Annotated in this window: 30 protein-coding genes; 13 read left to right on the forward strand and 17 right to left on the reverse strand. The window is 57.8% G+C overall.

Translation table 11 applies throughout. The features are described from left to right. Positions 1-43 precede the first annotated feature (43 nt). The gene (gene tldD, locus CPA59_RS01480; RefSeq protein WP_038917549.1) at positions 44-1,489 is read left to right on the forward strand and encodes a metalloprotease TldD; all 1,446 of its coding nucleotides are present in this window, start codon (positions 44-46) and stop codon (positions 1,487-1,489) included. A 46-nt stretch (positions 1,490-1,535) separates the two neighbouring features. Here the strand turns inward: tldD and aaeR are convergent, their stop codons facing one another. Beyond that, positions 1,536-2,480: an HTH-type transcriptional activator AaeR gene (aaeR, locus tag CPA59_RS01485; protein ID WP_038663193.1), complete on the reverse strand. Its 945-nt coding sequence runs from the start codon at positions 2,478-2,480 to the stop codon at positions 1,536-1,538. Between the two features lie 337 nt (positions 2,481-2,817). Here aaeR and aaeX point away from each other — a divergent pair, with 337 nt between their 5' ends. The 3 genes from aaeX to aaeB are packed head-to-tail and all read left to right on the forward strand — an operon-like array spanning position 2,818 to position 5,939. Further along, on the forward strand, positions 2,818-3,021 hold the full coding sequence (gene aaeX / locus CPA59_RS01490) for a p-hydroxybenzoic acid efflux pump operon protein AaeX (RefSeq protein ID WP_022631808.1): 204 nt from the start codon (positions 2,818-2,820) through the stop codon (positions 3,019-3,021). A gap of 31 nt (positions 3,022-3,052) precedes the next feature. After that, positions 3,053-3,976 carry a p-hydroxybenzoic acid efflux pump subunit AaeA gene (aaeA, locus tag CPA59_RS01495; protein WP_080762624.1) on the forward strand — a complete coding sequence of 308 codons (924 nt, stop codon included), beginning with the start codon at positions 3,053-3,055 and terminating at the stop codon, positions 3,974-3,976. Positions 3,977-3,989: 13 nt separating this feature from the next. Continuing rightward, positions 3,990-5,939, forward strand: a complete 1,950-nt coding sequence (aaeB, locus tag CPA59_RS01500) for a p-hydroxybenzoic acid efflux pump subunit AaeB (RefSeq protein ID WP_107760754.1) — start codon at positions 3,990-3,992, stop codon at positions 5,937-5,939. A 12-nt stretch (positions 5,940-5,951) separates the two neighbouring features. Here aaeB and CPA59_RS01505 read toward each other — a convergent pair whose 3' ends face one another. Continuing rightward, complete coding sequence (locus CPA59_RS01505; RefSeq protein WP_038917552.1) at positions 5,952-6,452, reverse strand: DUF1543 domain-containing protein; 501 nt, start codon at positions 6,450-6,452, stop codon at positions 5,952-5,954. A gap of 115 nt (positions 6,453-6,567) precedes the next feature. Between CPA59_RS01505 and CPA59_RS01510 the strand changes: the two genes are divergently transcribed. After that, the gene (locus CPA59_RS01510) at positions 6,568-7,194 is read left to right on the forward strand and encodes a LysE family translocator (protein ID WP_038917553.1); all 627 of its coding nucleotides are present in this window, start codon (positions 6,568-6,570) and stop codon (positions 7,192-7,194) included. A 31-nt stretch (positions 7,195-7,225) separates the two neighbouring features. Here the strand turns inward: CPA59_RS01510 and yjgA are convergent, their stop codons facing one another. Continuing rightward, a complete protein-coding gene (gene yjgA, locus CPA59_RS01515; RefSeq protein WP_038663181.1) occupies positions 7,226-7,774 on the reverse strand; it encodes a ribosome biogenesis factor YjgA in 549 nt (182 codons plus the stop codon). Between the two features lie 190 nt (positions 7,775-7,964). On the opposite strand from yjgA, the gene pmbA reads away from it, so the two are divergent. Further along, positions 7,965-9,305 carry a metalloprotease PmbA gene (gene pmbA / locus CPA59_RS01520; RefSeq protein WP_038917555.1) on the forward strand — a complete coding sequence of 447 codons (1,341 nt, stop codon included), beginning with the start codon at positions 7,965-7,967 and terminating at the stop codon, positions 9,303-9,305. A gap of 59 nt (positions 9,306-9,364) precedes the next feature. On the opposite strand, the gene rnk is transcribed toward pmbA, so the two are convergent. The 13 genes from rnk to CPA59_RS01585 all read right to left on the reverse strand — a co-directional run bounded on the left by rnk (position 9,365) and on the right by CPA59_RS01585 (position 19,420). Then, entirely contained in the window at positions 9,365-9,775 is a 411-nt protein-coding gene (gene rnk / locus CPA59_RS01525) for a nucleoside diphosphate kinase regulator (RefSeq protein WP_038917556.1), read from the reverse strand. Between the two features lie 115 nt (positions 9,776-9,890). Further along, a protein-coding gene (locus CPA59_RS01530) for an IS3 family transposase (protein WP_107758483.1) occupies positions 9,891-11,146 on the reverse strand; the annotation gives its coding sequence in 2 pieces (ribosomal slippage) (positions 9,891-10,795 and positions 10,795-11,146; 1,257 coding nt in all). 167 nt (positions 11,147-11,313) lie between these two features. Continuing rightward, on the reverse strand, positions 11,314-11,586 hold the full coding sequence (npr, locus tag CPA59_RS01535; RefSeq protein ID WP_038917558.1) for a PTS phosphocarrier protein NPr: 273 nt from the start codon (positions 11,584-11,586) through the stop codon (positions 11,314-11,316). Continuing rightward, entirely contained in the window at positions 11,583-12,437 is an 855-nt protein-coding gene (gene rapZ, locus CPA59_RS01540) for an RNase adapter RapZ (RefSeq protein WP_013316003.1), read from the reverse strand. Before rapZ ends, npr begins: the two co-directional genes overlap by 4 nt. Before the next feature lie 148 nt (positions 12,438-12,585). After that, positions 12,586-13,074 carry a PTS IIA-like nitrogen regulatory protein PtsN gene (ptsN, locus tag CPA59_RS01545; RefSeq protein ID WP_024104239.1) on the reverse strand — a complete coding sequence of 163 codons (489 nt, stop codon included), beginning with the start codon at positions 13,072-13,074 and terminating at the stop codon, positions 12,586-12,588. Positions 13,075-13,166: 92 nt separating this feature from the next. Next, entirely contained in the window at positions 13,167-13,454 is a 288-nt protein-coding gene (gene hpf / locus CPA59_RS01550; RefSeq protein WP_022631818.1) for a ribosome hibernation promoting factor, read from the reverse strand. A 24-nt stretch (positions 13,455-13,478) separates the two neighbouring features. Then, a complete protein-coding gene (gene rpoN, locus CPA59_RS01555; protein ID WP_038917559.1) occupies positions 13,479-14,912 on the reverse strand; it encodes an RNA polymerase factor sigma-54 in 1,434 nt (477 codons plus the stop codon). Between the two features lie 49 nt (positions 14,913-14,961). Beyond that, the gene (gene lptB, locus CPA59_RS01560) at positions 14,962-15,687 is read right to left on the reverse strand and encodes an LPS export ABC transporter ATP-binding protein (protein ID WP_022631820.1); all 726 of its coding nucleotides are present in this window, start codon (positions 15,685-15,687) and stop codon (positions 14,962-14,964) included. 15 nt (positions 15,688-15,702) lie between these two features. Then, on the reverse strand, positions 15,703-16,281 hold the full coding sequence (gene lptA / locus CPA59_RS01565; protein ID WP_038663163.1) for a lipopolysaccharide ABC transporter substrate-binding protein LptA: 579 nt from the start codon (positions 16,279-16,281) through the stop codon (positions 15,703-15,705). Continuing rightward, positions 16,259-16,828, reverse strand: coding sequence for an LPS export ABC transporter periplasmic protein LptC (gene lptC / locus CPA59_RS01570; protein WP_038917560.1), 570 nt, complete (start codon positions 16,826-16,828; stop codon positions 16,259-16,261). The genes lptA and lptC overlap by 23 nt, the downstream gene beginning before the upstream one ends. Next, positions 16,825-17,391, reverse strand: coding sequence for a 3-deoxy-manno-octulosonate-8-phosphatase KdsC (gene kdsC / locus CPA59_RS01575; RefSeq protein ID WP_038663157.1), 567 nt, complete (start codon positions 17,389-17,391; stop codon positions 16,825-16,827). Before kdsC ends, lptC begins: the two co-directional genes overlap by 4 nt. Before the next feature lie 49 nt (positions 17,392-17,440). Beyond that, positions 17,441-18,427, reverse strand: a complete 987-nt coding sequence (gene kdsD, locus CPA59_RS01580) for an arabinose-5-phosphate isomerase KdsD (protein WP_107758559.1) — start codon at positions 18,425-18,427, stop codon at positions 17,441-17,443. 30 nt (positions 18,428-18,457) lie between these two features. Continuing rightward, complete coding sequence (locus CPA59_RS01585; RefSeq protein ID WP_038663150.1) at positions 18,458-19,420, reverse strand: calcium/sodium antiporter; 963 nt, start codon at positions 19,418-19,420, stop codon at positions 18,458-18,460. Between the two features lie 280 nt (positions 19,421-19,700). On the opposite strand from CPA59_RS01585, the gene mlaF reads away from it, so the two are divergent. The 7 genes from mlaF (at position 19,701) to murA (ending at position 24,572) form a co-directional block, all read left to right on the forward strand. Further along, complete coding sequence (gene mlaF / locus CPA59_RS01590) at positions 19,701-20,510, forward strand: phospholipid ABC transporter ATP-binding protein MlaF (protein WP_038917562.1); 810 nt, start codon at positions 19,701-19,703, stop codon at positions 20,508-20,510. 3 nt (positions 20,511-20,513) lie between these two features. Beyond that, positions 20,514-21,296: a lipid asymmetry maintenance ABC transporter permease subunit MlaE gene (gene mlaE, locus CPA59_RS01595; protein ID WP_038917563.1), complete on the forward strand. Its 783-nt coding sequence runs from the start codon at positions 20,514-20,516 to the stop codon at positions 21,294-21,296. Between the two features lie 4 nt (positions 21,297-21,300). Beyond that, positions 21,301-21,930: an outer membrane lipid asymmetry maintenance protein MlaD gene (mlaD, locus tag CPA59_RS01600; protein WP_038663142.1), complete on the forward strand. Its 630-nt coding sequence runs from the start codon at positions 21,301-21,303 to the stop codon at positions 21,928-21,930. An 11-nt stretch (positions 21,931-21,941) separates the two neighbouring features. Beyond that, positions 21,942-22,574, forward strand: coding sequence for a phospholipid-binding protein MlaC (gene mlaC, locus CPA59_RS01605; protein WP_107758560.1), 633 nt, complete (start codon positions 21,942-21,944; stop codon positions 22,572-22,574). After that, positions 22,567-22,869, forward strand: coding sequence for a lipid asymmetry maintenance protein MlaB (mlaB, locus tag CPA59_RS01610; protein ID WP_038663136.1), 303 nt, complete (start codon positions 22,567-22,569; stop codon positions 22,867-22,869). Before mlaC ends, mlaB begins: the two co-directional genes overlap by 8 nt. A 132-nt stretch (positions 22,870-23,001) precedes the next feature. After that, positions 23,002-23,256 (forward strand): BolA family iron metabolism protein IbaG, encoded by a 255-nt coding sequence (gene ibaG / locus CPA59_RS01615; RefSeq protein ID WP_038663133.1) that lies wholly within the window; start codon positions 23,002-23,004, stop codon positions 23,254-23,256. A 53-nt stretch (positions 23,257-23,309) separates the two neighbouring features. Then, complete coding sequence (gene murA, locus CPA59_RS01620; protein WP_038917564.1) at positions 23,310-24,572, forward strand: UDP-N-acetylglucosamine 1-carboxyvinyltransferase; 1,263 nt, start codon at positions 23,310-23,312, stop codon at positions 24,570-24,572. Between the two features lie 54 nt (positions 24,573-24,626). Here murA and degS read toward each other — a convergent pair whose 3' ends face one another. Continuing rightward, on the reverse strand, positions 24,627-25,688 hold the full coding sequence (gene degS / locus CPA59_RS01625; protein WP_038917565.1) for an outer membrane-stress sensor serine endopeptidase DegS: 1,062 nt from the start codon (positions 25,686-25,688) through the stop codon (positions 24,627-24,629). Between the last annotated feature and the right edge of the window lies 1 nt (position 25,689).

Consider the following 25,689-nt stretch of genomic DNA (forward strand, 5'->3'; position numbering starts at 1 on the left):
CGGTCTGGTTATCTGATGACATTGACAATAAGAGTGACATTCTATGAGTCTGACATTTGTCAGTGAGCAATTACTCACGGCCAATAAACTGAGCCATCAGGATTTACAGTCTATTTTAGGCACGTTGAGTGAACGGCGTATCGACTACGCCGACCTGTATTTTCAGTCAAGCTACCATGAGTCCTGGGTGCTGGAAGATCGCATTATCAAGGACGGTTCTTATCATATCGATCAGGGCGTGGGGATCCGGGCCATTAACGGCGAGAAGACCGGTTTTGCCTACGCCGACCAGATTACGCTCAACGCGCTGCAGCAAAGCGCGCAGGCCGCGCGCAGCATTGTGCGTGAGCAGGGCAACGGCGCGGTTAAAACGCTGGGCGAAGTGCCGCATCGCGGCCTGTACCCGCAGGCCAATCCGCTGGACAGCCTGACTCGTGAAGAGAAGATCGCGCTGTTGCAACGGGTTGACGCCACCGCCCGCGCGGCGGATGCGCGCGTGCAGGAAGTCACCGCCAGCCTGACCGGCGTGTATGAGCTGATTCTGGTGGCCGCCACCGACGGCACTCTGGCGGCGGACGTGCGCCCGCTGGTGCGGTTGTCCGTCAGCGTGCTGGTGGAAGAAAACGGCCGTCGTGAACGCGGCTCCAGCGGCGGCGGCGCGCGTACCGGCTACGACTATTTCTGGCAGCAGGCGGATGGCGAAGTGCGGGCGGAAGCCTGGGCCAAAGAGGCGGTGCGCATGGCGCTGGTCAATTTGTCCGCCGTGGCGGCGCCGGCTGGGTCGATGCCGGTGGTGCTGGGCTCAGGCTGGCCGGGCGTGCTGTTGCACGAGGCGGTCGGGCACGGTCTGGAAGGCGACTTCAACCGTCGCGGCACTTCGGTGTTCAGCGGTCAGGTCGGCAAGCTGGTAGCATCCGAGCTGTGTACGGTGGTGGATGACGGTACACTGGAAGGGCGCCGCGGTTCGCTGGCGATGGATGACGAAGGCGTGCCCGGCCAGTACAACGTGCTGATTGAGAACGGCATTCTCAAAGGTTACATGCAGGACAAACTGAACGCCCGTCTGATGGGCGTCGCGCCGACCGGCAACGGCCGCCGCGAGTCATACGCCCATCTGCCGATGCCGCGTATGACCAACACCTACATGCTGGCGGGCAAATCCACTCCGGAAGAGATCATCGCCAGCGTGGATTACGGTCTGTACGCGCCGAACTTTGGCGGCGGTCAGGTGGATATCACCTCCGGCAAGTTCGTGTTCTCCACGTCCGAGGCGTACCTGATCGAGAACGGCCGCGTCACCAAACCGGTGAAAGGCGCGACGCTGATTGGCTCCGGCATTGAAGCCATGCAGCAGATTTCGATGGTCGGCAACGATCTGACGCTGGATAGAGGCGTCGGGGTGTGCGGCAAGGAAGGGCAAAGCTTGCCGGTCGGCGTCGGTCAGCCGACCCTGAAGCTCGACAACATTACGGTGGGCGGCACCGCCTAAGCGTTGATACGTTGGTTGTTAAATCAGGCCGCCGATGCGGCCTGATTTATTTCTGCGGCGGCTCGCTCTGCGGGTGTTCCTGCCGGTATCCCTGATAAATCAGCGCCACCTTGTTGAAATACTCGGTCAGGTAATTAATGCACACCTGCACCTTCAGCGGCAGATTGTCGCGGCGGGTGTAGAGCGCGTACACCGGGCGCGGGTCCGAATGATAACGCGGGAATAGGATCTCTATTTCGCCGCGTTTGATCTCTTCAAATACCCACATTAGCGGCATATAGGCGATGCCGGCGCCGTTTTTCAGCCAGCGAATCAGCGTGACCGGGTCGTTGGTGACGAAGCGTCCTTGCGGCGTCAGCCGGGTGGTGATGCCTTCCGGCGCTATCAGCTCAAATTCGCTGTCCGGGCGGACGCTGTACTCCAGCCAGGATACGTTGCTCACGTCGGCGGGTTTTTCCGGCGTGCCGTGCTGCGCCAGATAGCTTCTGGCGGCGCAGACCACCATCGGCATGGAGCCGAGACGGGTGCTGTACAGGCTGGAGTCCTGCAGCGCGCCGACCCGGATGACGATGTCCAATCCGTCGGCAATCAGGTCCGGCGCCGGAATGCCGCACACCAGATTGACCGACAGCCCCGGGTACTCCTTCAGCATGTCGGTGGTCATATTCGCCAGCACGTTTTGCGCCATGGTGGAGGAGCTGCCGATGCGCAGCGTACCGATCGGGGTGTTGTTGAACGCATATAACTGCTCATGCACTTCCTGCGCTTCGTGCAACATGCGGCGGCAGCCGTGGTAGTAGATCCTGCCGGCTTCCGTCAGCCCGATGCTGCGGGTGCTGCGGTTGAGCAGTTTCACCTGCAGTTCATCTTCCAGCCGGGTAACCGTCTGGCTGACGGCGGATACGCTCATTTCCAGCTGACGGGCGGCGGCGGTGAACGAGCCGAACTCCACTACTCTGGCGAAGACCGACATGCTCTTTAATCGTTCCATTGTTAATCCTGGCTTAAAAGTGATTTAGATCACACTGCGTAGATAACATAATAATAACGTTTCATAATATAGCCTGTTTGACCACGAATAGCGGTCCTGATTACTCGTCTTTGCTGCCGTGGTCGTTCTGAAGGGTTTAAAACGCTGATTTAACGCCGCAAGCGATCTGCATTAAATCAGCGCCCGCCATCGTGATTATTCAGTTAAAGCTGTGTCTTTCACCCGCTGGCAGCGATGCCGACGGGAATGGGTGTTTACCTCATCTTCCCCGACCCCGACACATACGGTTGCTGATGCGAGCGACGGGCGGCGTGATGGTGAAAAAAAGGAAAAGAGGATGAATTCACTCCCGGTCATGGTGCTGTTCGGCCTGTCGTTCCCGCCGGTGTTTTTTGTGCTGCTGGTGACGCTGGCGCTGTTTTTTATCTGTATCCGACTGCTGCATCCCACGGGCATTTACGACCGGGTCTGGCACCCGGCTCTGTTTAATACCGCGTTGTTTGTCTGCCTGTTCTATCTGCTGTTTCGTTTCGGTCTTTGAGGTTGTTGTGAAAGCATCTGTTGTGAAAGTGATGATCAAAAAATTCAGCCGCATGGCCATCACGCTAGTGCTGGTGTTGCTGGCCGCGGTGGCGCTGGTGCGCGTGTGGTCGTTTTACACCGAATCTCCCTGGACCCGCGACGCTCGTTTCAGCGCCGATGTGGTGGCGATCGCCCCCGATGTCAGCGGCCTGCTGACCGATGTGAAAGTGCAGGATAACCAGCCGGTGAAGCAGGGCGATGTGCTGTTCGTGATTGATCAGCCGCGTTACCAGCAGGCGCTGGAACAGGCGCAGGCGGACGTGGCCTACTATCAGGCGCTGGCTGATGAGAAAAAGCGGGAGTCGGCGCGCCGCCAGCGTCTCGGCGTGCAGGCGATGTCGCGTGAAGAGATTGAACAGTCCGGCAATGCGCTGCAAACCACGCTGCATCAGCTGGCGAAGGCGCAGGCGGAGCTGGAACTGGCGAAGCTCGATCTGGCGCGTACGGTGGTGCGAGCCCCGGCCGATGGCTGGATAACCAACCTGCACGTGCACGCCGGCGAATACATTACCCGCGGCTCCACCGCGGTGGCGCTGGTGAAAAAGGATTCGTTCTATCTGCTGGCCTACATGGAAGAAACCAAACTGGCGGGCGTGCGCCCCGGCTATCGGGTGGAAATCACCCCGCTGGGCAGCAATCAGATTCTGTTCGGCGCGGTGGATAGCATCGCCGCCGGAGTAACCAACAGCAGCAGTTCCGCCGACACCAAAGGGCTGGCGACGGTGGATTCCAATCTGGAATGGGTACGGCTGGCACAGCGGGTGCCGGTCAGGATTCGTCTCGATCAGCAATGGGGCGACCTGTACCCGGCCGGGACCACCGCCACGGTGGTAGTGACCGGCGAGCATACCCGCAACACCAAGTCGATGTCGCCGTTATTGCAACTGCTGCATCGTCTGCGCGAGTTTGGCTAAGCGAGCGCCTATGATGAACAGTCCCGCGTTTTTGCGCCTGCGGTTTGCCTTCAAACTCAGCACGGCTATCGTGCTGTCGCTGGTGCTGGGGTTTCATCTGCAACTGGAAACTCCGCGCTGGGCGGCGCTGACTGCCGCGATTGTAGCGGCAGGTCCGGCTTTCGCCGCCGGCGGCGATCCGTTCTCCGGCGCCATTCGTCACCGCGGTATGCTCAGGGTGATCGGCACCTTTATCGGTTGTATCGGCGCGCTGGTTATTATCATCGCCACGGTGCGGGCGCCGGTGGTGATGCTGATGCTGTGCTGCCTGTGGGCGGGCGTCTGCGTCTGGATTTCGTCGCTGGTGAAAGTAGAGAACGCCTATGTGTTTGCGCTGGCGGGCTACACGACGTTGATCATCATCGTTACCAGCCAGAGCGCGCCGCTGCGTATTCCGCAATTCGCCGTTGAACGTTGCAGTGAAATCGTGCTGGGGATTGTCTGCGCCATTTTGGCCGACCTGTTGTTTTCACCCCGTTCTATCAAACAGGATATCGACCGGGCGGTGGATGAACTGCTGGTGGGGCAATATCAATTGCTGCAACGCTGCGTGAATGGCATGTCGAAAGAGGAGCTGGACGCCGCGTGGAACGGGCTGGTGCGTAAAACACACGCCATCAACGGTATGCGCAGCGTGCTGATGATGGAGTCATCCCGCTGGCAGGGGGCTAGTCGCCGGATAAAAACGCTGTTGACCCAATCCTGGGTCATGATTACCCAGGCGTGCGAAACCCGATTGACGCTGCAGGATCACCCCGATGCAGTTAAAGGGGCGATCGCCATGATGCTGGAACAACCGGCGGATACGCCGGCGGACGTGCAGCGGCGTTTACGACAGTTTCGTCATCTGGCTGCCGCGCATAGCCGCAGCCTGCCGCCGACGCTGGTGAGCTGGCTGTCGGCGGCGGCCCGCTACCAACTGCTGTCGAAAGGCGTAAAAACCAATGTGCGCATCAGTCAGAGCGAAGCGGCGTTGCTGGATGCCGACGTGCCGGTGAAGGCCAGCTCGGCGGAAACGCATCACGCCATGATCAACGGCATACGCACCGCTGTCGCCACCGGCCTGGGGTGTTTGTTCTGGTTGTGGACCGGCTGGACATCGGGCAGTTCATGTATGGTGATCATCGCGGTGGTGACCTCGCTGGCGATGCGGCTGCCTAATCCATTGATGGCGGCCAAGGACTTTCTGATTGGTTCTCTGGTGGCGCTGCCGCTGGGGGCGTTGATGTTCATGCTGGTGCTGCCGTCCACCCAGCAAAGCCTGCTGCTGTTGTGCCTGAGTCTGGGCGGCATGGCGTTTGTGATCGGCATTGAGGTGCAGAAGCGGCGGCTGGGATCGTTGGGTGCGCTGGCCAGCACCATCAACATTCTGGTACTCAGCAATCCGATGAAGTTCAACCTGTCCCAGTTCCTTGATAACGCTATCGGGCAGATTATCGGTTGTTTTCTGGCGTTGATCGTTATTCTGCTGATTCGGGATAATACCCGCGACCGCACCGAGCGCACGCTACTTAACCGGTTTGTGTTCGGCGCGGTGTCGGCGCTGTCGACCCGTCCGGCACGGCGGCAGGAGAACCACCTGCCCGCGTTGTATCAGCACCTGTTTTTGCTGCTGAACCTGTTTCCGGGGGAAATCGGCAAATACCGGCTGGCGCTGTCGCTGATCATGATGCATCAGCGCCTGCGGACGCTGGAGTTGCCGGTCAGCCCCAGCCTGTCCGCTTTTCACCGCCAGATGCGGGCGACGGCGGAACAAGTGATTGCCGCTACCCGCGACCGCAGTCACCATTTTTCCCGGCTGTTGGCGCAGATGGATGAATATCAGCACCTGTTGCGCGACCATCAGGTATCGGATGACGCAATTAATGCGGTCGGCCGCCTGACGGCGCTGCTGCACCGTCATAAACACGCGCTCGGCGATTAAGCCGGGAAGCGATTACAGCGGGTGATACCCCTGCCACTGCGGCGGCGATACGCGACCGGTCAGGTTGGCGGTCAGGTGGATATGCCAGCGGTCCAGCAGGGTTAGCGGCAGGCAGTCGTCCACATCGCGCAGATCGTCCTTGTGCTGCTGGAACACCTCGGTCAGCAACACCGCTTTGGCGCGTTGTTTGGCCTGTTCCGCATCCGGCGCCACGAACAGCCCGAACTGATGCACTTCCGCCGGGTCGTGCGGCAGATATCCGCCCATATTGATGAACCAGAGTTTTTCCCGCCCATGAAACGGCTGACGGCTGAGCGTGATATCATAGCCGTCCGCCCACTGACAGGGGGTGTAGCTATCGACGTGGACCTGGCTTTTATCGCCGAACCAGCTGGCCTTCAGCAGAGGAAATCCGTCTTCGGGGCGTTCCACTGCGGCGAACTGGACGTCATGCAGTTCGATGTTGGCGCCCTGGGCGCGTCCGCCCACGTAATACAGAAATAGCGTTGTCATGTGGGATCAGTCTCTTAGGGTTGTGGTCTGCCATTTCGTTGTGTTTTAAATTACATAACGAAAGCGTTACCTTAACCGCTTGTTAGATAAATTGACATCAACGGAAGACAGAATAATGACTTTGCATCTTTGGCTGGTTTACCTCGGTGTGATCGCCGTGCTGATTGCCGTACCGGGTCCGTCGGCTTTGCTCAGTATGGCGCATGGCCTGCGGTACGGGCAACGGCGCGCGCTGGCGACCATTCTGGGCGGCGCGACCGGCTCGCTGGTGCTGATGACGGCGTCCGCGCTGGGGCTGGGCGCGATTCTGGCCGCGTCGGCGACGGCGTTTCTGGCGCTGAAAGTGGTGGGCGCGCTCTACCTGATCTGGCTCGGCATTTCCGCCTGGCGGACACGGGAAAGCACCCTGACGCCGTCAACTGAGGTGGATGAAGCGGCGCCGGGCGCGCTGGGTCTCTATCGTCACGGCTTTATGGTGGGGGTCAGCAATCCCAAAGACATCCTGTTCTTTGCCGCCCTGTTTCCCAATTTTATCGATACCAGCGCGCCGCAAGCCATGCAGTTCGCGCTGCTGGCGCTCACCTGGGTAGTGCTGGATTTCAGCATCATGTTTACTTACGCCTGCATGGGCCACCGGGTATCGGCGCTGTTTGCCCATCCGCGCCGCCTGCGGTTGTTCAACCGCGCCACCGGCACCCTGTTCATTTTCGCCGGCTCCGCGCTGGTGGCGTCAACCAAATAAAAAATAGGCACCGTAAGGTGCCTGCCTGACATTACTCGGCTTCCGCCAGTTCGCGCAGATACTGGAAAATCTGCCGGGCCGACTTGGACGGCTTGTTGGCGGCTTTTTCTTTCTGGGCGTTACGCACCAGCGAGCGCAGCTGCTGGCGATCGGCCTGCGGATAAAGTGCGAGGATGTCTGGAATCGCGCCGTCGCCTTCGGTCACCAACCGGTCGCGCAACTGCTCCAGTTTGTGGAACAGCGATACCTGCTGGTTGTGGCGGTTGCGCAGCTTGTCCAGCGCGGTCTGGATTGGCTCCGGGTCGCGGGCGCGCAGCATCTTGCCAATCAGCTGCAACTGACGGCGGCGGCCTTCCTTGGTGATGCGCTGCGCCAGTTCAATCGCGGCGCGCAGGTCTTCATCCAGCGGGATGCGCTCCAGCGCGTTCTTACCCAGCTCAACCAGCTCGGTGCCCAGCGCTTTCAGGGCTTCAGCATCGCGTTTGATTTCGCTTTTGCTGACCCAAATTATCTCTTCGTCTTCATCGTCCTGGCTGGCGTCCGGGACGTCATCCTGCCAGTCTTCGGGATGTTTGTTCATCGTGGCTCCCCAATAAAAGAGGCTGATCCTATCAGGTTATGGGCTTTGTGCGAAATTGTCCGCCGATCCTGTTAGACTCAATCACAGGCTACCTCATTTTACGTCTGAGGTAAGGTGACGAATAGCAGGCGGACAGCATTCGTTGCATCATGGATTATCTGAATGTTTTCTCACTCATTATGGCAAATCGATGACAATAATCACTCAGGTTGCAGAACAGCGTAAAGTGCTGGAACAGGCGGTATCGCAGGCGCTGGAATTGGCCCGTGCCGGTTCTGATGCGGCGGAAGTTGCCGTCACGAAAACAACGGGGATCAGCGTCAGCTCCCGGTATGGTGAAGTTGAAAACGTCGAATTCAATAGTGACGGTGCGCTCGGTATTACCGTCTACTATCAACAGCGCAAGGGCAGCGCGTCGTCCACCGATATGAGCCCGGACGCCATTGCCCGCACGGTGCAGGCGGCGCTGGATATTGCCCGTTACACCTCGGTTGACCCATGCTCTGGCCCGGCGGACAAGGATCTGCTGGCGTTTGAGGCGCCGGATCTGGACTTGTTCCACCCGGCGGAGCTGGACGCCGATCGCGGCATCGAACTGGCCGCCGCCGCTGAGCAGGCGGCGCTGAAAGCCGACAAACGCATTACCAATACCGAAGGCGGCAGTTTCAACAGCCACTATGGCATCAAGGTGTTCGGCAACAGCCACGGTATGCTGCAAAGCTACTGCTCCAGCCGCCACTCCATGTCGGTCAGCGTGATTGCCGAGCACAACGGCGAGATGGAGCGCGATTACGCCTACACCATCGGCCGCGCGCTGGGCGATCTGAGCTCGCCGGCGTGGGTTGGGGAAGAGTGCGCCCGCCGTACGCTGGCGCGCCTGTCGCCGCGTAAACTGGCCACCATGGAAGCGCCGGTGATGTTCTCCGCCGAAGTGGCGACCGGGTTGTTCGGTCATCTGGTCGGTGCCATCAGCGGCAGCAGCGTCTACCGTAAATCCACCTTCCTGCTGGATAGCCTCGGCAAACAGATTCTGCCGGAATGGCTGACCATTCAGGAACTGCCGCATTTGCGCAAAGGGCTGGCGTCCACCCCGTTCGACAGCGAAGGCGTTCGCACCGAGCAGCGCGATATCGTCAAAGACGGCGTATTGCAAACCTGGCTGTTGACCACGTATGCCGGTCGTAAACTGGGCATGAAGAGCACCGGCCATGCCGGCGGGATTCATAACTGGCGTATTGCCGGGCGCGGGCTGGATTTTGACGGCATGCTGAAGGAAATGGGCACCGGCTTGCTGGTCACCAGCCTGATGGGGCAAGGCGTGAGCGCGGTAACCGGGGATTATTCCCGCGGCGCGGCCGGATTCTGGGTGGAGAACGGCGAAATTCAGTATCCGGTGAGCGAAATCACCATCGCCGGCAACCTGAAAGATATGCTGCGCAACATGGTGACCATCGGTGATGATATCGAAACGCGCAGCAACATCCAGTGCGGCTCGGTCTTGTTGCCGTCGATGAAGATTGCCGGGGTATAAGGTTTATTTTCAATGACATTGACTGCCCGGATCTTCAGGGCAGTCGCATGTCGCCGTTATCAGCGGTGGTATTCACCCGCCGCTTCCGGCTGGTAGAGCAGTTCCATCACTTCAATCCGCGTTTCTTCGCCATTCGGCAACGGCCAGGCAATGCTGTTGCCGACGTGCATGCCGAGCAGCGCGGCGCCCAGCGGCGCCATGACCGAAATCTGCTCCCGGCTGTCTTTAAGGCTGGCCGGATAGACCAGCGTGCGGATATGTTCTTCCGTCGTGAGCAGGTCGCGGAACCGAACCCGGCTGTTCATGGTGACTACATCGGCCGGAATCTCGACCGGCTGGACGATATCCGCCCGATCCAGTTCTTCGCTCAGGGCCTGAGCCACCTCTGTATCGGCAAAAGCGGGTTGCTCCAGCAGCGCATCCAGGCGTTCGGCATCCAGCTCGCTAATCGTCAGGTGCGGTTTATCCATATGTCTCTCCAGTTTTTGCAATAGCAGATAACAACACCCCCGCCGCGAAGGGCAGGGGCATAAGTTAATCTGATGGTAGCAGGGATGTCGGGAACTTACCGCATAAAAACTCTGACTAGTCCTGATATAGGTTGACAGTTGTTTGCCCGCAAAACGCCTGATGAATTTCATCAGGCGTTTTGTATTTCAGGGCCAGATGTGGCCGTTCATGGTTATAAATTGCTACAGACTCTTTCACCATTTTCCTTGCCTGTGCCAGATCGGCCGGACGTGAGAGTAAAAATTCACTCTTCAGGATCCCGTTTATTCGTTCCGCCAGTGCATTCTGGTAGCAGTCGTAACCATCTGTCATCGAACAGGTTATTCCGTATTCTTTATGCACTGACTGATAAAGTGCTGAACAGTATTGTATCCCCCTGTCTGAGTGATGTATCAGAGGGCCTTCTGTTTGCCTTTGCCGCAGTGCCTGTTTGAACGCTTTTACTACATTTTCAGTGTGCAGGTTTTCATCCACATGATAACCCATGATTTTTCTTGAGCAGGCATCAGTGACCAGACTCAGATAAACCGTGCCGTTGCGTATCGGCAGGTAAGTAATATCTGCCACCCATACCTGTTCCGGCTCAAGAGCGGTAACCTGTCCAGGACCCGGTTTCAGCAGGTTCGGGTGCCGGTAAAAACGATGGTGGCTGTTGGTGGTTTTGTGGTATCCCCGTTTTACGGGCACCAGAAGCCGGTGCTCACCCAGCAGGCTGAACAGGCTATCCCGACCGATATTCAGTGTCTTGTCCGGGTGACTGTTCAATAGATGGTGCAGTTTACGTGTGCCGATCCTCGGCTGGCGGCACCGGATCCGGGCAATAACATCAAGGACCTTACTATGGTGTGCATGTCGTTGATTGCAGCGGGCATTGTACTGATACCATGCCTGTCTGCTGTGACCCAGAAATTGGCAGGCGCGCGTAACGGTTATTTTTGAGGTCTGACCTTGAGCAAGGACTTGCCGGGCCGCTTTTTTACGACACTCACCCCGTAATCATTTTTCAGGACATTGATAACCGACTCAAAAAACTCAGCCTTCTGGTTCGCCAGCTCAAGCTGTTCTTCAAGCTCTTTGATTCTTTGCTCGGGGGTGAGTGGGGTATTTGTCTGAGCCACAAGCAATTTCCTCTTCACCAAATTCGGAAGTCCGGGGCTCCAGTCAAGCCGGCCGTATTTACGCAGCCAGACAAGGACAGTGGAGCGCCCCTGAATACCGTATCGTTGCTGAGCCTGTTTGTAGGTCATTTCGCCTTTTTCGACTTGCTCAACGACGGCTATTTTAAAGGATAGAGGATAATCACGTTGGGTACGTTTGAACTCAGTCATCATCACGTTCTCCAGATTTAAGTCAGGAACGTGTCAACGCTATTCAGGACGGATCACTCGCCGCATAAAAGCCTACTACAGAAAAACCTACTACAGAAAAACTGAACGCAGAAAAAGGAAGAGCGCGGGATCACGAGGCGACTTGCGTCAGCAGGAGCCGCCCCGGCAGATTAATCCTCGTCAAACCCGGCTTCAAACAGCTGAATGACCGCCGCCAGCGCCTGTTCTTCATCCGGGCCGGTGACTTCCACTTCGATATGGCGCCCTTTGGCCGAATCCAGCATCAGCATGGCGATGACGCTGCTGGCGTCGGCTTCGGTGCCGCTTTCGTTGCGTAGCAACACCGCGGCGTCAAAGCTTTGCACCAGCTCGAACAGTTTCATGGCCGGGCGGGCGTGCATCCCCAGACGGTTTGTCACTTCAACGGTTTGCCTGACGGTCATGATTTGCGTTTTTCCAGCGTACGGTGGCGTGACTGCACGTTTTTGCCACGGGAGCGAAAGTAATCCGCCAGTTGCTCGGCGATGTAGACCGAGCGGTGTTTCCCGCCGGTACAACCGATCGCGACGGTAAGATAGCTGCGGTTGTTGGTTTCCAGCATCGGCAGCCACAGTTCCAGGTAGCTGCGGGTCTGGTAGATGAAGTTGTGGACTTCGGTGTGCCTGTCGAGAAACGCGGCCACCGGTTTATCCAGACCCGTCATCGGGCGCAGTTTCGGGTCCCAGTGCGGGTTAGGCAGGAAACGCACGTCAAACACGTAATCCGCATCAATCGGGATGCCGTGTTTGTAGCCGAATGACTCGAATACCATAGTCAGCTCGCGCTCGCGTTTACCCAGTAAACGGGTACGCAGCATTTCCGCCAGCTCGTGCACCGACATCTCCGAGGTATCGATGATCAGATCGGCGCGCGAGCGCAGCGGTTCCAGCAGATCGTTTTCTTCATCGATAGCGCTTTCCAGCGACAGGTTTTTGCTGGATAGCGGATGCAGGCGGCGGGTATCGCTGTAACGCCGAATCAGCGTATTGCGATCGGCGTCCAAAAACAGCAGTTGGGGAGAGAAGCTCTGGGGCAGGCGGGTCAGGGCATGTTCCAGCACTTCCGGCGTTTCCGGCAGGTTGCGCACGTCAATGCTGACCGCCGCGGAGATATTCCGTTCGGCCAGCGTGTGCGCCAGCTCGGGCAACAACACCACCGGCAGGTTATCCACACAATAGAAACCCATGTCTTCCAGCGCGCGCAGGGCTACGGATTTCCCCGAACCTGAACGACCACTGACAATCATCAGCACCATCTGACGACTCCCCCCTGGCAGCGGGATGGTGAATGTCCACCGCCACAGTTAGCTAACTTCGTTTTCCCGGCCGGGCCGGCATCCTGTCAGGCTCGCGCCTGCTGTTACGTGCGTTGTGGATAGCAACCGAAACCGGCGCCGCCAGCCGTCAGGGCTGGTCGGACAGATCCGCTTCCGTCATGATCTGATACAGCTCTTCATCGCTTTGAGCGGCGCGCAGCCGCTTACACACGGTTTTATCCGCCAGCCGTTTGGCGACGAGCGACAAAGTATGTAAATGGGTTTTACATTGTTCAGTGGGAACCAGCAAGGCAAAAAGCAGATCGACCGGCTGGTTGTCGATGGCGTCAAAAGCGATCGGCTGCTCCAACTGGATAAAGACGCCGACCGCGCCCAGCGTATTCTCGTCTTCCAGCTTGCCGTGCGGAATGGCGATGCCATTGCCGATACCGGTGCTGCCCATGCGTTCCCGGGTCAGAATCGCTTCAAACACCATCTGCGGCGGCAGGTTGAGCTGTCTGGCGGCCAGTTCACTGATGATTTCCAGTGCGCGCTTTTTGCTCTGACAGTGGACGGCGCTACGCGTGCACTCCTTACGGAGAACGGCGCTAAGTTGCATAACGGGCTCGTTGTTCATGATACGTTCACTTAACGACACTGTTGCCTTCGGTTACCGGCCCGCCATCATACAGCAGGCCGGTTGCTGTCCCTGCACCTGAAACGGCAAAATCAGTGCTGTTTCAGTTTATCCTTATGTTTGTTTAACTGTCTTGCCAGCTTGTCGATCAACAGATCGATGGCGGCATACATATCATCCGCTTCCGATGTGGCATGCAGCTCACCTCCGTTGACGTGGATGGTGGCATCCGCAATGTGCAGGATCTTTTCCACTTTCAATACCACGTACACCTGATTGATACGATCAAAGTATTGCTCAAGTTTGGCGAATTTTAAGGTCACGAATTCGCGCAGAGCATCCGTAATTTCGACGTGGTGTCCGGTAATGTTAAGCTGCATATCGTCTTCCTTCTCATGTAGGGGTCAAACCAGCTGTTTACGCTGGTTTGACGGCGGGATAGATAAAGACTCTCGATACTTGGCGACAGTACGGCGGGCCACAATGATTCCCTGTTCGGAAAGCAGTGTGGTCAGCTTGCTGTCGCTCAGCGGTTTAGCGGGGTTTTCCGCTGCAATGAGTTTCCTGACCAGCGCACGGATAGCGGTGGATGACGCCTCGCCTCCGCTGTCGGTGTTGACGTGGCTGGAAAAGAAATACTTCAGCTCAAAAATACCGCGCGGACTGTGCAGAAATTTCTGGGTCGTTACGCGGGAAATGGTGGACTCGTGCATGTCCACGGCCTGGGCGATATCCGCCAGCACCATGGGTTTCATGAATTCTTCGCCGTGTTCGAAGAACGCCTGCTGCTGTTCCACAATACAGCGGGTCACCTTCAACAGGGTATCGTTACGGCTTTCCAGGCTCTTGATGAGCCAGCGGGCTTCCTGCAGATGACTGCGGATGAACTGGCCGTCGCTGTCGTTGCGCGCGCTGCTGCCGAGCGCGGCGTACTGCTGGTTGATCTGCAGCCGCGGCACGCTGTCGGTGTTGAGTTCCACCGTCCAGTGGCCTTGCATCTTGCGCACCAGCACATCCGGAATGACATACTCGGATTCGCCGGTGTTGATCGACTGCCCTGGGCGCGGATCCAGCGACTGGATCAACGCCAGCGCTTCTTTCAGCACTTCTTCCTTGAGACGGCTGGTACGGATCAGGGTGCGGAAGTCATGGTTGGCGAGCAGGTCGAGGTATTCGCTGACGATGAGCCTGGCTTCGGCCAGACGGGGAATGTCATTGTCGAACTGCGATAGCTGCACTAGCAGGCATTCGCGCAAATCGCGGGCGGCTACGCCGACAGGGTCAAAACGCTGTACGCGCTTGAGCACCGCTTCCACTTCTTCCATCGTCACATCGTCATTACCGATGCTGTCGCGGATGTCGTCCAGCGACACCGTCAGATAGCCGGTATTGTCCACCGCGTCCACGATAGACGTGGCGATGGCGGAATCGGTGTCGGAAAACGGCGTCAGTTCCACCTGCCACATCAGGTAATCCTGTAGCGTCTGGGTGGTTTCGCCCTGATAGACAGGCAGCTCTTCGTCGCGGTAGTCAGTACTGGTGCCGGACGGCGTGCCGGCGGTGTAGATTTCATCCCAGGCGGCGTCGAGCGGCAACTCGTCGGGCATCTCCTTCTGTTCCAGCGCCTCGCGGGTATCCAGCGTTTCGCTGTCGCTGCTTTCCTGGGTTTCCACTTCGTCATGAATATCGGCTTGCTCCAGCAACGGGTTGCTTTCCAGCGCCTGTTGGATTTCCTGCTGGAGTTCAAGCGTGGACAACTGCAGCAGGCGGATGGCCTGCTGTAACTGCGGTGTCATAGCCAGTTGCTGGCTGAGCCTGAGTTGCAAACCTTGCTTCATAACGCGCGCTAACTTCCTTTTTGAATGATCAACCTAAAACATGACGTTATCAGAGTCGGAAGCCTTCGCCCAGATAGACTCGTTTTACCTGCTCATTCGCCAGTATATCCATCGGTGAGCCGTGGGCAATAAGCTGGCCCTGACTAACGATATAAGCGCGTTCACAGACATCGAGCGTTTCGCGAACGTTATGGTCGGTAATCAACACGCCCAGCCCGCTATCGCGCAGATGCTCAATGATTTTCTTGATATCGATGACCGAAATCGGGTCTACCCCTGCAAAGGGTTCGTCCAGCAGGATGAATTTGGGGTTGGCGGCCAGCGCCCGGGCGATTTCCACCCGGCGGCGCTCACCACCGGACAGCGATTGTCCCAAACTATCGCGCAGGTGAACAATATGAAACTCTTCCATCAGTTCGTTGGCGCGATCCTGCTGCTGTTCACGGGTCAGATCTTTTCTGATTTCCAGCACCGCCATCAGGTTGTCGTAGACGCTCAGACGCCGGAAAATCGAGGCTTCCTGCGGCAGGTAACCGATGCCGCGGCGGGCGCGATCGTGCAGCGGCAGCAGGCTGATGTCCTCATCGTCGATCACGATGCGGCCTTCGTCGCGCGGGACGATACCGACAACCATATAAAAGGTGGTGGTCTTGCCGGCCCCGTTGGGCCCGAGCAGCCCGACGATTTCGCCTGAATTCACATTCAGGCTGACGTTTTCCACCACTTTGCGGCCTTTATACGCCTTGGCCAGATTTTCGGCGATTAGTGTTGCCATGGGTTAGCGCGTTACTCACTGTTGTTTGGTGGGCTTGCCGGTGTTGCCGCTGGGCTTGGCGCCGTTCTGGGTGCCTTTGTCCTGCAACTGCGTCGGGACCAGCACGGTGGTGACTCGTTTGCCTTTGTCGCTGAACGCTTCCATCTGCTGCTGTTGCACCAGATAGGTGATGCGGTCGCCCTTAACGTTGCTGTCCAGCTGTTCCAGATAGGCGTCGCCGGTCAGAATAACCAGCTGCTTGTCCATTTCGTAACGCATCTTCTGAGAATGGCCTTTGACCGGCTTGCCGTTGTCCTGCATCTGATAAAAGGTGGCCGGGTTGCCGTAGCCTTCGATCACTTCATGGCCCTGTTGGCCGTTAGGACGGGTGACCACGACCTTGTCGGCCTGCGCTTTTATCGATCCCTGCGTGACGATAACGTTGCCGGTGAACGTCACCACGTTGCCCTGCATGTCCAACGCCTGCTGATCGGAGGTGATGTGGATGGGTTGATCGGTGTCGCCGGTCAGCGCCAGTGCCGGAATACTGACGGCAAAAAGCGAGCTGGCGATCAGGATGCTGTGTAAGACATTAATTTTTTGGTTGGATTTCATAATAGGATTTTACCTTATCGATCAGCTCAGCGGTTTTGCTGCGCAGATTTCCGCGCATTTTCAATCCGTTAGAAGTAAAGTTGACACCGTACAGGGTGACTTCGTCATCCGACGTCACGTCCTGCGTAACCAGATTTATCTGCGCATTATCCGTTTTAATCCGCTCCAGTTGCGAGTCGTTGGTCAGGCTGTTGACTTCGACATGACCGTACAGATACAGCATGCGATCTTTCGTCAGTTTGGCGCGATCGGCCCGTACCGACCAGGTGGCGACGGCTTGTTCATTGAACATGGTCGCCACCGGCTGGGTAAACCAGCTTACCTGGTCGGCGTTGTAGTGCTCCGCTTTTTCGGCCACCAGCTTGTAGCTCAGCTTTCCGGTCGGGTCATACACCACGGTAATGTTTTTCTGCATGGTATAGGCCGGATCGTTATTCTGCACTTCCGTCGGCCCGTTTCCCGCACGCTGGTTTGTCAGATTTAACCCGATCAGCACCAACGCAATCAATGCCAGCAACAGCGTTAGCCAGCGTTTTGTTTTACTCATATCGACAGCCCTTTGGCGAAATCCAGTTTACCCTGCGCCAGCAAAATAAGATCGCAAATCTCTCTGACCGCGCCGCGGCCGCCGGCAATGCGCGTCACATAGTGCGCGTTGGGCAGCAGCAACGGATGGGCGTCGGCTACCGCGACGCTCAGCCCTGTCTCGGCCATCACCGGCCAGTCGATCAGATCATCGCCGATGTAGGCAACCTGGCTGGCGGTGAGCGACAGTGTATCCAACAGCTCGCGGAAGGCCAAAAGCTTATCCGATTGTCCCTGATAAAGATGGCGGATACCCAGCGTCTGGCAGCGGTCGACCAGCAGCTGCGACGAACGGCCGGTGATAATCGCCACGTCGATGTCGGACGTCAGCAGGCAGCGAATACCGTAGCCGTCGCGTACGTTGAAGGCTTTGAGTTCTTCGCCCTGATTCCCCATGTAGATCAGGCCGTCGGAAAGTACCCCGTCGACATCGCAGATTAACAGACGTATATCACGAGCGCGTTGCATCACCTGGGTATCGACAGGCCCGTAACAGGTATCGGTTTGCGGCCGGATTTCACTCATTCACACATATCCTTGGTTTTTCATTCTGCGTTGTACGCACGCCGCCGGTTCACACCACGCCGGCGCGCAGCATATCGTGCATGTGGACGATCCCCAGCAGGCGGTCGTCCTCCGCCACCAGCAGCGAGGTGATATGGCGGGATTGCATCAGGTTCAGCGCATCCACCGCCAGCGTTTGCGGTGTAACCCGGATACCGCCGCGGGTCATCACATCGGCGATACCGGCGCTGTTCAGGTCGATATTCATGTCGAACACCCGGCGCAGGTCACCGTCGGTAAAGATGCCTTCGATACGATCGTCGGGGCCGCAAATCACCGTCATCCCCAGATTCTTGCGGGTTATCTCCAGCAGCGCGTCACGCAGCGATGCGTCGCGGCTGACGCGGGGGATCTCGTCGCCAGTGTGCATGATATCGTTGATCCGCAACAGAAGTTTGCGGCCAAGTGCGCCGCCGGGGTGCGACAACGCGAAATCTTCGGCGGTAAAGCCGCGCGCCTGCAACAGCGCGACGGCCAGCGCATCGCCCATCACCAGCGTGGCGGTGGTGCTGGAGGTCGGCGCCAGACCCAGCGGGCAGGCTTCCTGCGATACGTGGACGCAAAGGTGGATGTCCGCCGCTTTGGCCATGGTGCTTTCCGGATTGCCGGTCATGCAGATCAGGCACACTTGCAGGCGCTTCAACACCGGGATGAGCGCCAGGATTTCATGGGACTCGCCGGAGTTGGAAATGGCGATTACGATATCCTGCGCGGTAATCATGCCCAAATCGCCGTGACTGGCTTCGCCGGGGTGGACGAAAAACGCGGGCGTGCCGGTGCTGGCGAAGGTGGCCGCCATCTTGCAGCCGATATGCCCCGACTTACCCATGCCCATCACCACTACCTTGCCGTGGCAGTAAAACATTTTCTCGCAGGCACGCGAAAAACTGTCGTCAATGTATTGATCCAACTGCGCGAGGCTGTCGCGTTCGATGGACAGGACCTGCCGACCGGCGGTCTGGAAATCGAAACCAGGTTGTAGTTCGAAATGTGACATGTAAAACATCCTGCGTTGCCAATGCTCTGGCTATGAGAACAAGAACAGCACCGAAAGGTACGCGATGAACGCACATAACAGCAATGCGCCCGCGCCCTGACCGATGCGCCGTTTCTGGCGGAGACAGAGAACCGTCAGGAGCGCGCTGACCCCCAGCATCACCCAGTAGTCGCGCGCAAACGCGAGCGGGTTTACCGCACCGGGGGACAACAGGGCGGGCACGCCCAGCACTATCACGATATTAAAGATATTTGAACCAATCAGGTTGCCGAGCGCGATGTCGTCTTCTTTTTTTAGGGTGCCGACGATCGCGGTCGCCAATTCCGGCAGACTGGTGCCGACGGCCAGCACCGTCAGCCCGATGGTCAGTTCGCTGATATTAAAGTAATTGGCGATGACCGTGGCGTTATCGATCACAATCCGCGCCGACATCGGCAGAATAATCAGGCCGATCAGCAGCCATAACAGCGCCACGGTCTGGTTGTTCTCTCTGGGCAGTTCGGCCATCTGCTCGCGGGTCAGGCTGTCGTCGCCGCGGTTCTGGGCGGCGTGCGCCATACGCAGCATCAGCACGATACAACCAGCGGCGGCCAGCAACAGAATCACGCCATCCAGGCGGCTTAGGAAGCTGTCGTGCAGCAGGACGCCGCACAGCAGCGTCACCACCAGCATGGGCGGCAGTTCCTGACGCAGCAGTGTGGAATGAAAGGTCAATGGGCGGATCAGGACGGCGCTGCCGAGGATCAGCAGAATATTGGCGATGTTCGACCCCAATACATTGCCGACCGCCATATCGGTCTGATGGTTGAGCGCGGCGGTCACGGATACCATCAGTTCGGGCAGCGAAGTGCCCATGCCTACAATCGTCATGCCGATAATCATCGGCGGTACGCCAAATGTGCGGGCCAGTACGGCAGCGCCATACACCAGACGGTCGGCGCCATAAACCAGTAATACTAAACCAACAATTAACAGTACTGTCGCAAAAAGCATGCAGCGTCCTTTATTCAGGTATAATCACCGGTTTATTGGCGAACAAACCAGTATTTCTGGACGAATAATAAGCAAAACCGCCATTTTTCCTCGTTAGCGCTAATTCTGACTGCGCAGGGCGAAAAAGTAAAACCAATGGCAATTTTGGTCACGAACCGGTGTCCTGATTCTGTAACAGTGAAGGGCCAGCGTAACACCCCGGAAGACGGTTGTCGGGGCTGTGCGGCGCAAAAATGTGAAAACGGGCGGCTGCCATCGGCGGCCGTTGAGGAAAGAGACCATGAACCACGAAAATCTGGTAGAAATTCGCGGGCTCAGTTTCCGGCGGGGCAACAGGCCGATTTTTTCGGATGTCTCGCTGAACGTGCCAAAACAAAAGATCACGGCCATCATGGGGCCGTCCGGCATCGGTAAAACCACGCTGCTGCGTCTGATTGGCGGACAACTGCAACCGGACAGCGGCGAAATCTGGTTCGACGGGGAAAATATTCCGATTCTTTCCCGTTCCCGTCTGTATGAGACCCGTAAGAAAATGAGCATGCTGTTTCAGTCCGGTGCGCTGTTTACCGATCTGAACGTGTTCGACAATGTCGCCTGGCCGCTGCGCGAACATACGCAACTGCCCGAGCCGCTGTTGCACAGTACGGTGATGATGAAGCTGGAAGCGGTTGGGCTACGCGGCGCGGCGGAACTGATGCCGTCGGAGCTGTCGGGAGGAATGGCGCGGCGGGCGGCGCTGGCGCGCGCCATTGCGCTCGACCCGCAGCTGATCATGTTCGATGAGCCGTTCGTCGGCCAGGACCCGATTACCATGGGCGTGCTGGTGAAGCTGATCGACGAGTTGAACCATGCGCTTGGCGTGACCTGCATCGTGGTGTCCCACGATGTGCCGGAAGTGCTGAGTATTGCCGATTATGCTTACATCATCGCCGACCAACGCGTGGTGGCGGAAGGTTCGCCGGCTGAATTGCAGCAGAATGGCGATCCGCGCGTGAGGCAGTTTCTGGATGGCATTGCCGATGGCCCGGTGCCGTTCCGCTATCCGGCAGGCGATTATCAGCGTGGGCTGTTAGGCTTGGGGAGTAAGTAATTCATGCTAGTACAGGCATTAGCGTCGCTGGGACGCGTTGGCATTCAGGTCTGCGCCGCTTTCGGGCGTGCCGGGCTGATGCTGTTCAATGCGCTGGTCGGAAAGCCGGAGCTGGTCAAACAGTGGCCGCTGCTGCGCAAACAGCTGTATAGCGTCGGCGTGCAGTCGCTGCTGATCATCATGGTATCCGGCGTATTCATCGGAATGGTGCTGGGGTTGCAGGGGTATCTGGTCCTGACTACCTACAGCGCCGAAGCCAGTCTGGGCATGATGGTGGCGCTGTCGTTGCTGCGCGAACTGGGGCCGGTGGTGACCGCGTTGCTGTTCGCCGGACGCGCCGGTTCCGCCCTGACGGCGGAAATCGGGCTGATGAAGGCCACCGAGCAGTTATCCAGTATGGAGATGATGGCGGTGGACCCGTTGCGCCGCGTGGTGGCGCCGCGATTCTGGGCCGGGGTAATCACCATGCCGCTGCTGACGGTGATTTTTGTCGCCGTCGGTATCTGGGGCGGTGCGCTGGTCGGCGTGGACTGGAAAGGCATCGACAACGGCTTTTTCTGGTCGGCGATGCAAAACGCGGTGGAGTGGCAGAAAGACTTGCTTAACTGCGCTCTCAAGAGCCTGGTGTTTGCCATTACCGTTACCTGGATTGCGCTGTTCAACGGTTATGACGCGATTCCGACGTCAGAAGGCATCAGCCGCGCGACGACCCGCACCGTGGTGCATTCGTCGCTGGCGGTACTGGGATTGGATTTTGTGCTGACAGCACTGATGTTTGGGAAATGAGTCGATGCAAACAAAGAAACATGAAATTTGGGTTGGCGTATTCATGCTGATTGCGCTGTGCGCCATAGTCTTTTTATGTCTGAAAGTCGCTGACCTGAAATCGCTGGGGCAACAACAGACCTACCGTTTGTACGCGACCTTCGACAATATCGGCGGTCTCAAAGCGCGTTCCCCGGTGAAAATCGGCGGGGTGGTGATTGGCCGGGTGGCGGATATCTCGCTGGACACCAAGACGTATCTGCCGCGGGTGGCGATGGATATCGATAAGCGTTACGACCACATTCCGGATACCAGCTCGCTGGCGATTCGTACTTCCGGTCTGCTGGGTGAACAGTATCTGGCGCTGAACATGGGTTTTGAAGACGAGGATATGGGCACGTCGATTCTGAAAGACGGCGGCACCGTCCAGGACACCAAGTCGGCCATGGTCCTGGAAGACCTTATCGGTCAATTCCTATATAAGAGCGGCGGCAACAATACTGACAATGCCAGCCAGAATAATGCCGGTCAGGACACGGTTACCCCAAATAATGCGAATCAGAGCCATGCTCAACCGGCACCAACCAAACCGGCGGAGAAAAGTGGCGAGGCGGCAACCCCTGAATCTGGCGCAAAACCAGCCCAACAGCCTTGAGAGGACACAGCATGTTGAAACGTTTATTGATGGTTGCTCTGTTGGTGGTAGCCCTGTTTGTCAGCGCTGCTGACCAGACCAACCCTTACAGCCTGATGCGCGACGCGGCGCAGAAAACCTTCGACCGCCTCAAAAATGAACAGCCGCGCATTAAGCAGGACCCCAACTATCTGCGTACCGTGGTGCGTGAAGAACTGCTGCCGTATGTGCAGGTGAAATACGCCGGCGCATTGGTGCTGGGTCAGTATTACAAGAACGCCACGCCGGATCAGCGTGAGGTTTATTTCAAGGCGTTTGAGGCTTATCTGGAACAGGCATATGGTCAGGCGCTGGCGTCTTATCACGGTCAGACCTACGAGATCGCGTCGGAGCAGCCGGTGGGCAACGCCGAGATCGTTTCCATTCGCGTGACCATCATCGATAACGGCGGCCGCCCGCCGATTCGTCTGGATTTCCAGTGGCGCAAGAACACCAAAACCGGTTACTGGCAGGCGTATGACATGATCGCCGAAGGGGTGAGCATGATTACCACCAAGCAGAACGAGTGGGCGTCCACGCTGCGTCAGAACGGGGTCGACGGCCTGACTAAGCAGTTGCAGGCCGCGGCTCAGCAGCCGATTTCGCTGGGTCAGAAAAATGGCTGACGCGCTGCGCTGGCGACAGGAGGACGGCGCCCTGCGTCTGGAAGGCGATCTGGACCGGAATACGCTGTTGCCGCTGTGGCGGCAGCGCGAGGCACTGCTGAACGACAGCAGCGTGCTGGATGTCGGTCAGGTGGCGCGGGTGGATTCTTCCGGGCTTGCCCTGCTGGTGCATTTTTATCATCAGCAGGAACAGCGGGGGAAACCGCTGGCGATTATCGGCGCCAGCGACCGGCTTCGTACCCTGATTCAGTTATATAACCTGAGTGAAATCATTCCCGTTCAGCCAGCCGACTGAACCTTGCATTCCGGTTAGCATCGATCCCCCTTGTCGCGTGTGCGCAAGGGGGATTTCTTTTGTTTAAGATAGCGACAGATTCATCTAAGATACCACCCTGTTTATCATCCCCCTGACGTAGAATCGAGAGCAATGGAAAACAACGAAATTAAAGACGTGCTGATGAGCGCGCTGGCGCTGCAGGAAGTGCATGTTTCCGGTGACGGCAGCCACTTCCAGGTCATTGTGATAGGTGAGTTGTTCAAGGGTATGAGCCGCGTAAAACAGCAGCAGGCGGTCTACGCGCCGCTGATGGAATATATCGCGGATAATCGCATTCATGCGTTGTCGATCAAGGCTTACACCCCTGAAGAATGGCAGCGCGACCGCAAACTGAGCGGTCTGTAATTCAGCGGCCGCCCGGCCGTGCTATTGAGTCTGAACATTGAGAAATCGTCACTATGGATAAATTTCGTGTGCAGGGTCCAACCCGGCTCGCTGGTGAAGTCACCATTTCCGGCGCTAAAAACGCAGCTCTGCCCATTCTGTTTGCCGCATTGCTGGCTGAAGAGCCGGTAGAAATCCAGAACGTTCCCAAGCTGCGTGATATCGACACCACCATGAAGCTGTTGAGCCAACTGGGCGCGCGCGTCGAGCGCAACGGTTCCGTGCATGTGGATGCGAGCACGGTTAACGTGTTCTGCGCACCCTATGACCTGGTGAAAACCATGCGTGCGTCAATTTGGGCGCTGGGCCCGCTGGTGGCGCGCTTTGGCCAGGGGCAGGTGTCGTTGCCGGGAGGTTGCGCCATCGGCGCTCGTCCGGTTGATTTGCACATCAATGGCCTGGAACAGCTGGGCGCGCACATCACGCTGGAAGAAGGGTATGTGAAGGCCACGGTCGAAGGTCGACTGAAAGGCGCACACATCGTGATGGACAAGGTCAGCGTCGGCGCGACTGTCACCATCATGAGCGCCGCTACGCTGGCGGTGGGCAAAACCATCATTGAAAACGCCGCGCGTGAGCCGGAAATCGTCGATACCGCCAATTTCCTCAATACGCTGGGCGCCAAAATCAGCGGCGCGGGCAGCGACAAAATCGTCATTGAAGGCGTGGAGCGTCTGGGCGGCGGGGTCTATCGCGTGCTGCCGGACCGCATTGAGACCGGTACTTTCCTGGTGGCGGCCGCGGTGTCAGGCGGTAAGGTCATGTGCCGCCACACCCGTCCGGATACGCTGGATGCGGTGTTGTCCAAACTGCGCGAAGCGGGTGCTGATATCGAAATCGGCGAAGACTGGATCAGCCTGGACATGCATGGTCGCCGGCCGAAAGCGGTCAACGTGCGTACCGCTCCGCATCCGGGATTCCCGACCGATATGCAGGCGCAGTTCAGCCTGCTGAATCTGGTGGCGGAAGGTACCGGCGTCATCACTGAAACCATCTTCGAAAATCGCTTCATGCATATCCCCGAACTGATTCGTATGGGCGCGCAGGCGGAAATCGAGAGCAACACGGTGATTTGTCATGGCGTTGAGCACCTGTCCGGTGCGCAGGTAATGGCGACCGACCTGCGTGCGTCGGCCAGTCTGGTACTGGCGGGATGTATCGCGGAAGGCACCACGCTGGTGGATCGTATTTATCATATCGATCGCGGCTACGAACGCATTGAAGACAAATTACGCGCGTTGGGCGCCAACATTGAACGTGTAAGCGCTAACGACTAATCGTTCCTGCCGGGCGGCCTGTTCGTCGCCCGGCATTTTCCCTCGGGGTTTGGCTTAGTCGCTGGGATATTCCTGGATAGTCATATCAAGCTTTATTTCCTGATTATCACGTAAAATGACCACCGGAATGACTGAACCGGGGCGAATTTCCGCCACCTGATCCATAGTTTCTATCACCGAACGCGCCGGTTTACTGTTGACCTCCAGCAGCAGGTCGCCCTCTTTGATGCCAGCCTTATCCGCCGGGCCGCCGGAATCAACCTTATTGACGATGATACCCTGTAGCCGCTCCAGACCGGTTACCTGATTGCCTAGTCGCTCGCGCTGCGCGCCACTGATACCGATATAACCACGAATCACCCGTCCATCGCGGATCAGCTTGTTCATGATCTTGGTCGCCAGTGCGGTAGGTATGGCAAAACCGATGCCTTCCGGCGTACCGCCATCGTTGCTTTTATCAAATGATAGCGTGTTGATGCCGACCAGCTCGCCAAGCGTGTTAACCAGCGCGCCGCCGGAATTGCCGCGGTTGATGGAGGCGTCGGTTTGCAGAAAATTCTGCCGGCCGGAGGAGCTAAGTCCTACCCGGCCGGTAGCGCTGACAATCCCCTGTGTCACCGTCTGGCCGAGGTTGTAGGGGTTGCCGATGGCCATCACCACATCGCCGACGTGGAACACCCGTTTCGGATTGATGGGGATTTCCGGCAGATTTGCACCTTCAATTTTCAGTACCGCCAGATCAGTCAGGCTGTCTGAGCCCACCAACAGCGCTTCAAAGATGCGGCCATCCTGCAGCGTGACCACAATTTGTTCAGCATTGCTGATCACATGCTTGTTGGTGAGGATGTACCCTTTGTTGTTCATGATCACGCCGGAGCCCAGCGTACGGATATTCAGCTCGTTTTGGGCGCTAGGGTCGTTGGCCTGATTGTATACGTTCACCACGGCTGGCGCGGCGCGGCGCACTCCCTGATAATAGCTGACCGGGGTTTCCTGGCTGTCGCCGCCGCCGGATTTGAGCAATCCCTGATTGGAACGCAATGCCGGGATTGCCAGCAGCAGGATGCCGGCCACGATGACACCGAACAGCGCCGAACGTAACAGTTTGGTTAGCATG

It is taken from the genome of Dickeya sp. Secpp 1600 (assembly GCF_003049805.1).
GTDB lineage: Bacteria > Pseudomonadota > Gammaproteobacteria > Enterobacterales > Enterobacteriaceae > Dickeya > Dickeya fangzhongdai.

Bases quoted from the DNA above. Each gene is read 5' to 3' on its own strand.
- aaeR (WP_038663193.1), bottom strand. From the start codon at position 2,480: ATGGAACGATTAAAGAGCATGTCGGTCTTCGCCAGAGTAGTGGAGTTC.
- pmbA (WP_038917555.1), top strand. From the start codon at position 7,965: ATGACAATAATCACTCAGGTTGCAGAACAGCGTAAAGTGCTGGAACAG.
- lptB (WP_022631820.1), bottom strand. From the start codon at position 15,687: ATGGCAACACTAATCGCCGAAAATCTGGCCAAGGCGTATAAAGGCCGC.
- hpf (WP_022631818.1), bottom strand. From the start codon at position 13,454: ATGCAGCTTAACATTACCGGACACCACGTCGAAATTACGGATGCTCTG.
- kdsC (WP_038663157.1), bottom strand. From the start codon at position 17,391: ATGAGTGAAATCCGGCCGCAAACCGATACCTGTTACGGGCCTGTCGAT.
- murA (WP_038917564.1), top strand. From the start codon at position 23,310: ATGGATAAATTTCGTGTGCAGGGTCCAACCCGGCTCGCTGGTGAAGTC.
- mlaD (WP_038663142.1), top strand. From the start codon at position 21,301: ATGCAAACAAAGAAACATGAAATTTGGGTTGGCGTATTCATGCTGATT.
- CPA59_RS01585 (WP_038663150.1), bottom strand. From the start codon at position 19,420: ATGCTTTTTGCGACAGTACTGTTAATTGTTGGTTTAGTATTACTGGTT.
- tldD (WP_038917549.1), top strand. From the start codon at position 44: ATGAGTCTGACATTTGTCAGTGAGCAATTACTCACGGCCAATAAACTG.
- CPA59_RS01510 (WP_038917553.1), top strand. From the start codon at position 6,568: ATGACTTTGCATCTTTGGCTGGTTTACCTCGGTGTGATCGCCGTGCTG.
- npr (WP_038917558.1), bottom strand. From the start codon at position 11,586: ATGACCGTCAGGCAAACCGTTGAAGTGACAAACCGTCTGGGGATGCAC.
- kdsD (WP_107758559.1), bottom strand. From the start codon at position 18,427: ATGTCACATTTCGAACTACAACCTGGTTTCGATTTCCAGACCGCCGGT.
- aaeB (WP_107760754.1), top strand. From the start codon at position 3,990: ATGAACAGTCCCGCGTTTTTGCGCCTGCGGTTTGCCTTCAAACTCAGC.
- yjgA (WP_038663181.1), bottom strand. From the start codon at position 7,774: ATGAACAAACATCCCGAAGACTGGCAGGATGACGTCCCGGACGCCAGC.
- rpoN (WP_038917559.1), bottom strand. From the start codon at position 14,912: ATGAAGCAAGGTTTGCAACTCAGGCTCAGCCAGCAACTGGCTATGACA.
- lptA (WP_038663163.1), bottom strand. From the start codon at position 16,281: ATGAAATCCAACCAAAAAATTAATGTCTTACACAGCATCCTGATCGCC.
- rnk (WP_038917556.1), bottom strand. From the start codon at position 9,775: ATGGATAAACCGCACCTGACGATTAGCGAGCTGGATGCCGAACGCCTG.
- ptsN (WP_024104239.1), bottom strand. From the start codon at position 13,074: ATGAACAACGAGCCCGTTATGCAACTTAGCGCCGTTCTCCGTAAGGAG.
- ibaG (WP_038663133.1), top strand. From the start codon at position 23,002: ATGGAAAACAACGAAATTAAAGACGTGCTGATGAGCGCGCTGGCGCTG.
- mlaF (WP_038917562.1), top strand. From the start codon at position 19,701: ATGAACCACGAAAATCTGGTAGAAATTCGCGGGCTCAGTTTCCGGCGG.
- aaeA (WP_080762624.1), top strand. From the start codon at position 3,053: ATGATCAAAAAATTCAGCCGCATGGCCATCACGCTAGTGCTGGTGTTG.
- mlaE (WP_038917563.1), top strand. From the start codon at position 20,514: ATGCTAGTACAGGCATTAGCGTCGCTGGGACGCGTTGGCATTCAGGTC.
- CPA59_RS01505 (WP_038917552.1), bottom strand. From the start codon at position 6,452: ATGACAACGCTATTTCTGTATTACGTGGGCGGACGCGCCCAGGGCGCC.
- degS (WP_038917565.1), bottom strand. From the start codon at position 25,688: ATGCTAACCAAACTGTTACGTTCGGCGCTGTTCGGTGTCATCGTGGCC.
- aaeX (WP_022631808.1), top strand. From the start codon at position 2,818: ATGAATTCACTCCCGGTCATGGTGCTGTTCGGCCTGTCGTTCCCGCCG.
- rapZ (WP_013316003.1), bottom strand. From the start codon at position 12,437: ATGGTGCTGATGATTGTCAGTGGTCGTTCAGGTTCGGGGAAATCCGTA.
- mlaB (WP_038663136.1), top strand. From the start codon at position 22,567: ATGGCTGACGCGCTGCGCTGGCGACAGGAGGACGGCGCCCTGCGTCTG.
- mlaC (WP_107758560.1), top strand. From the start codon at position 21,942: ATGTTGAAACGTTTATTGATGGTTGCTCTGTTGGTGGTAGCCCTGTTT.
- lptC (WP_038917560.1), bottom strand. From the start codon at position 16,828: ATGAGTAAAACAAAACGCTGGCTAACGCTGTTGCTGGCATTGATTGCG.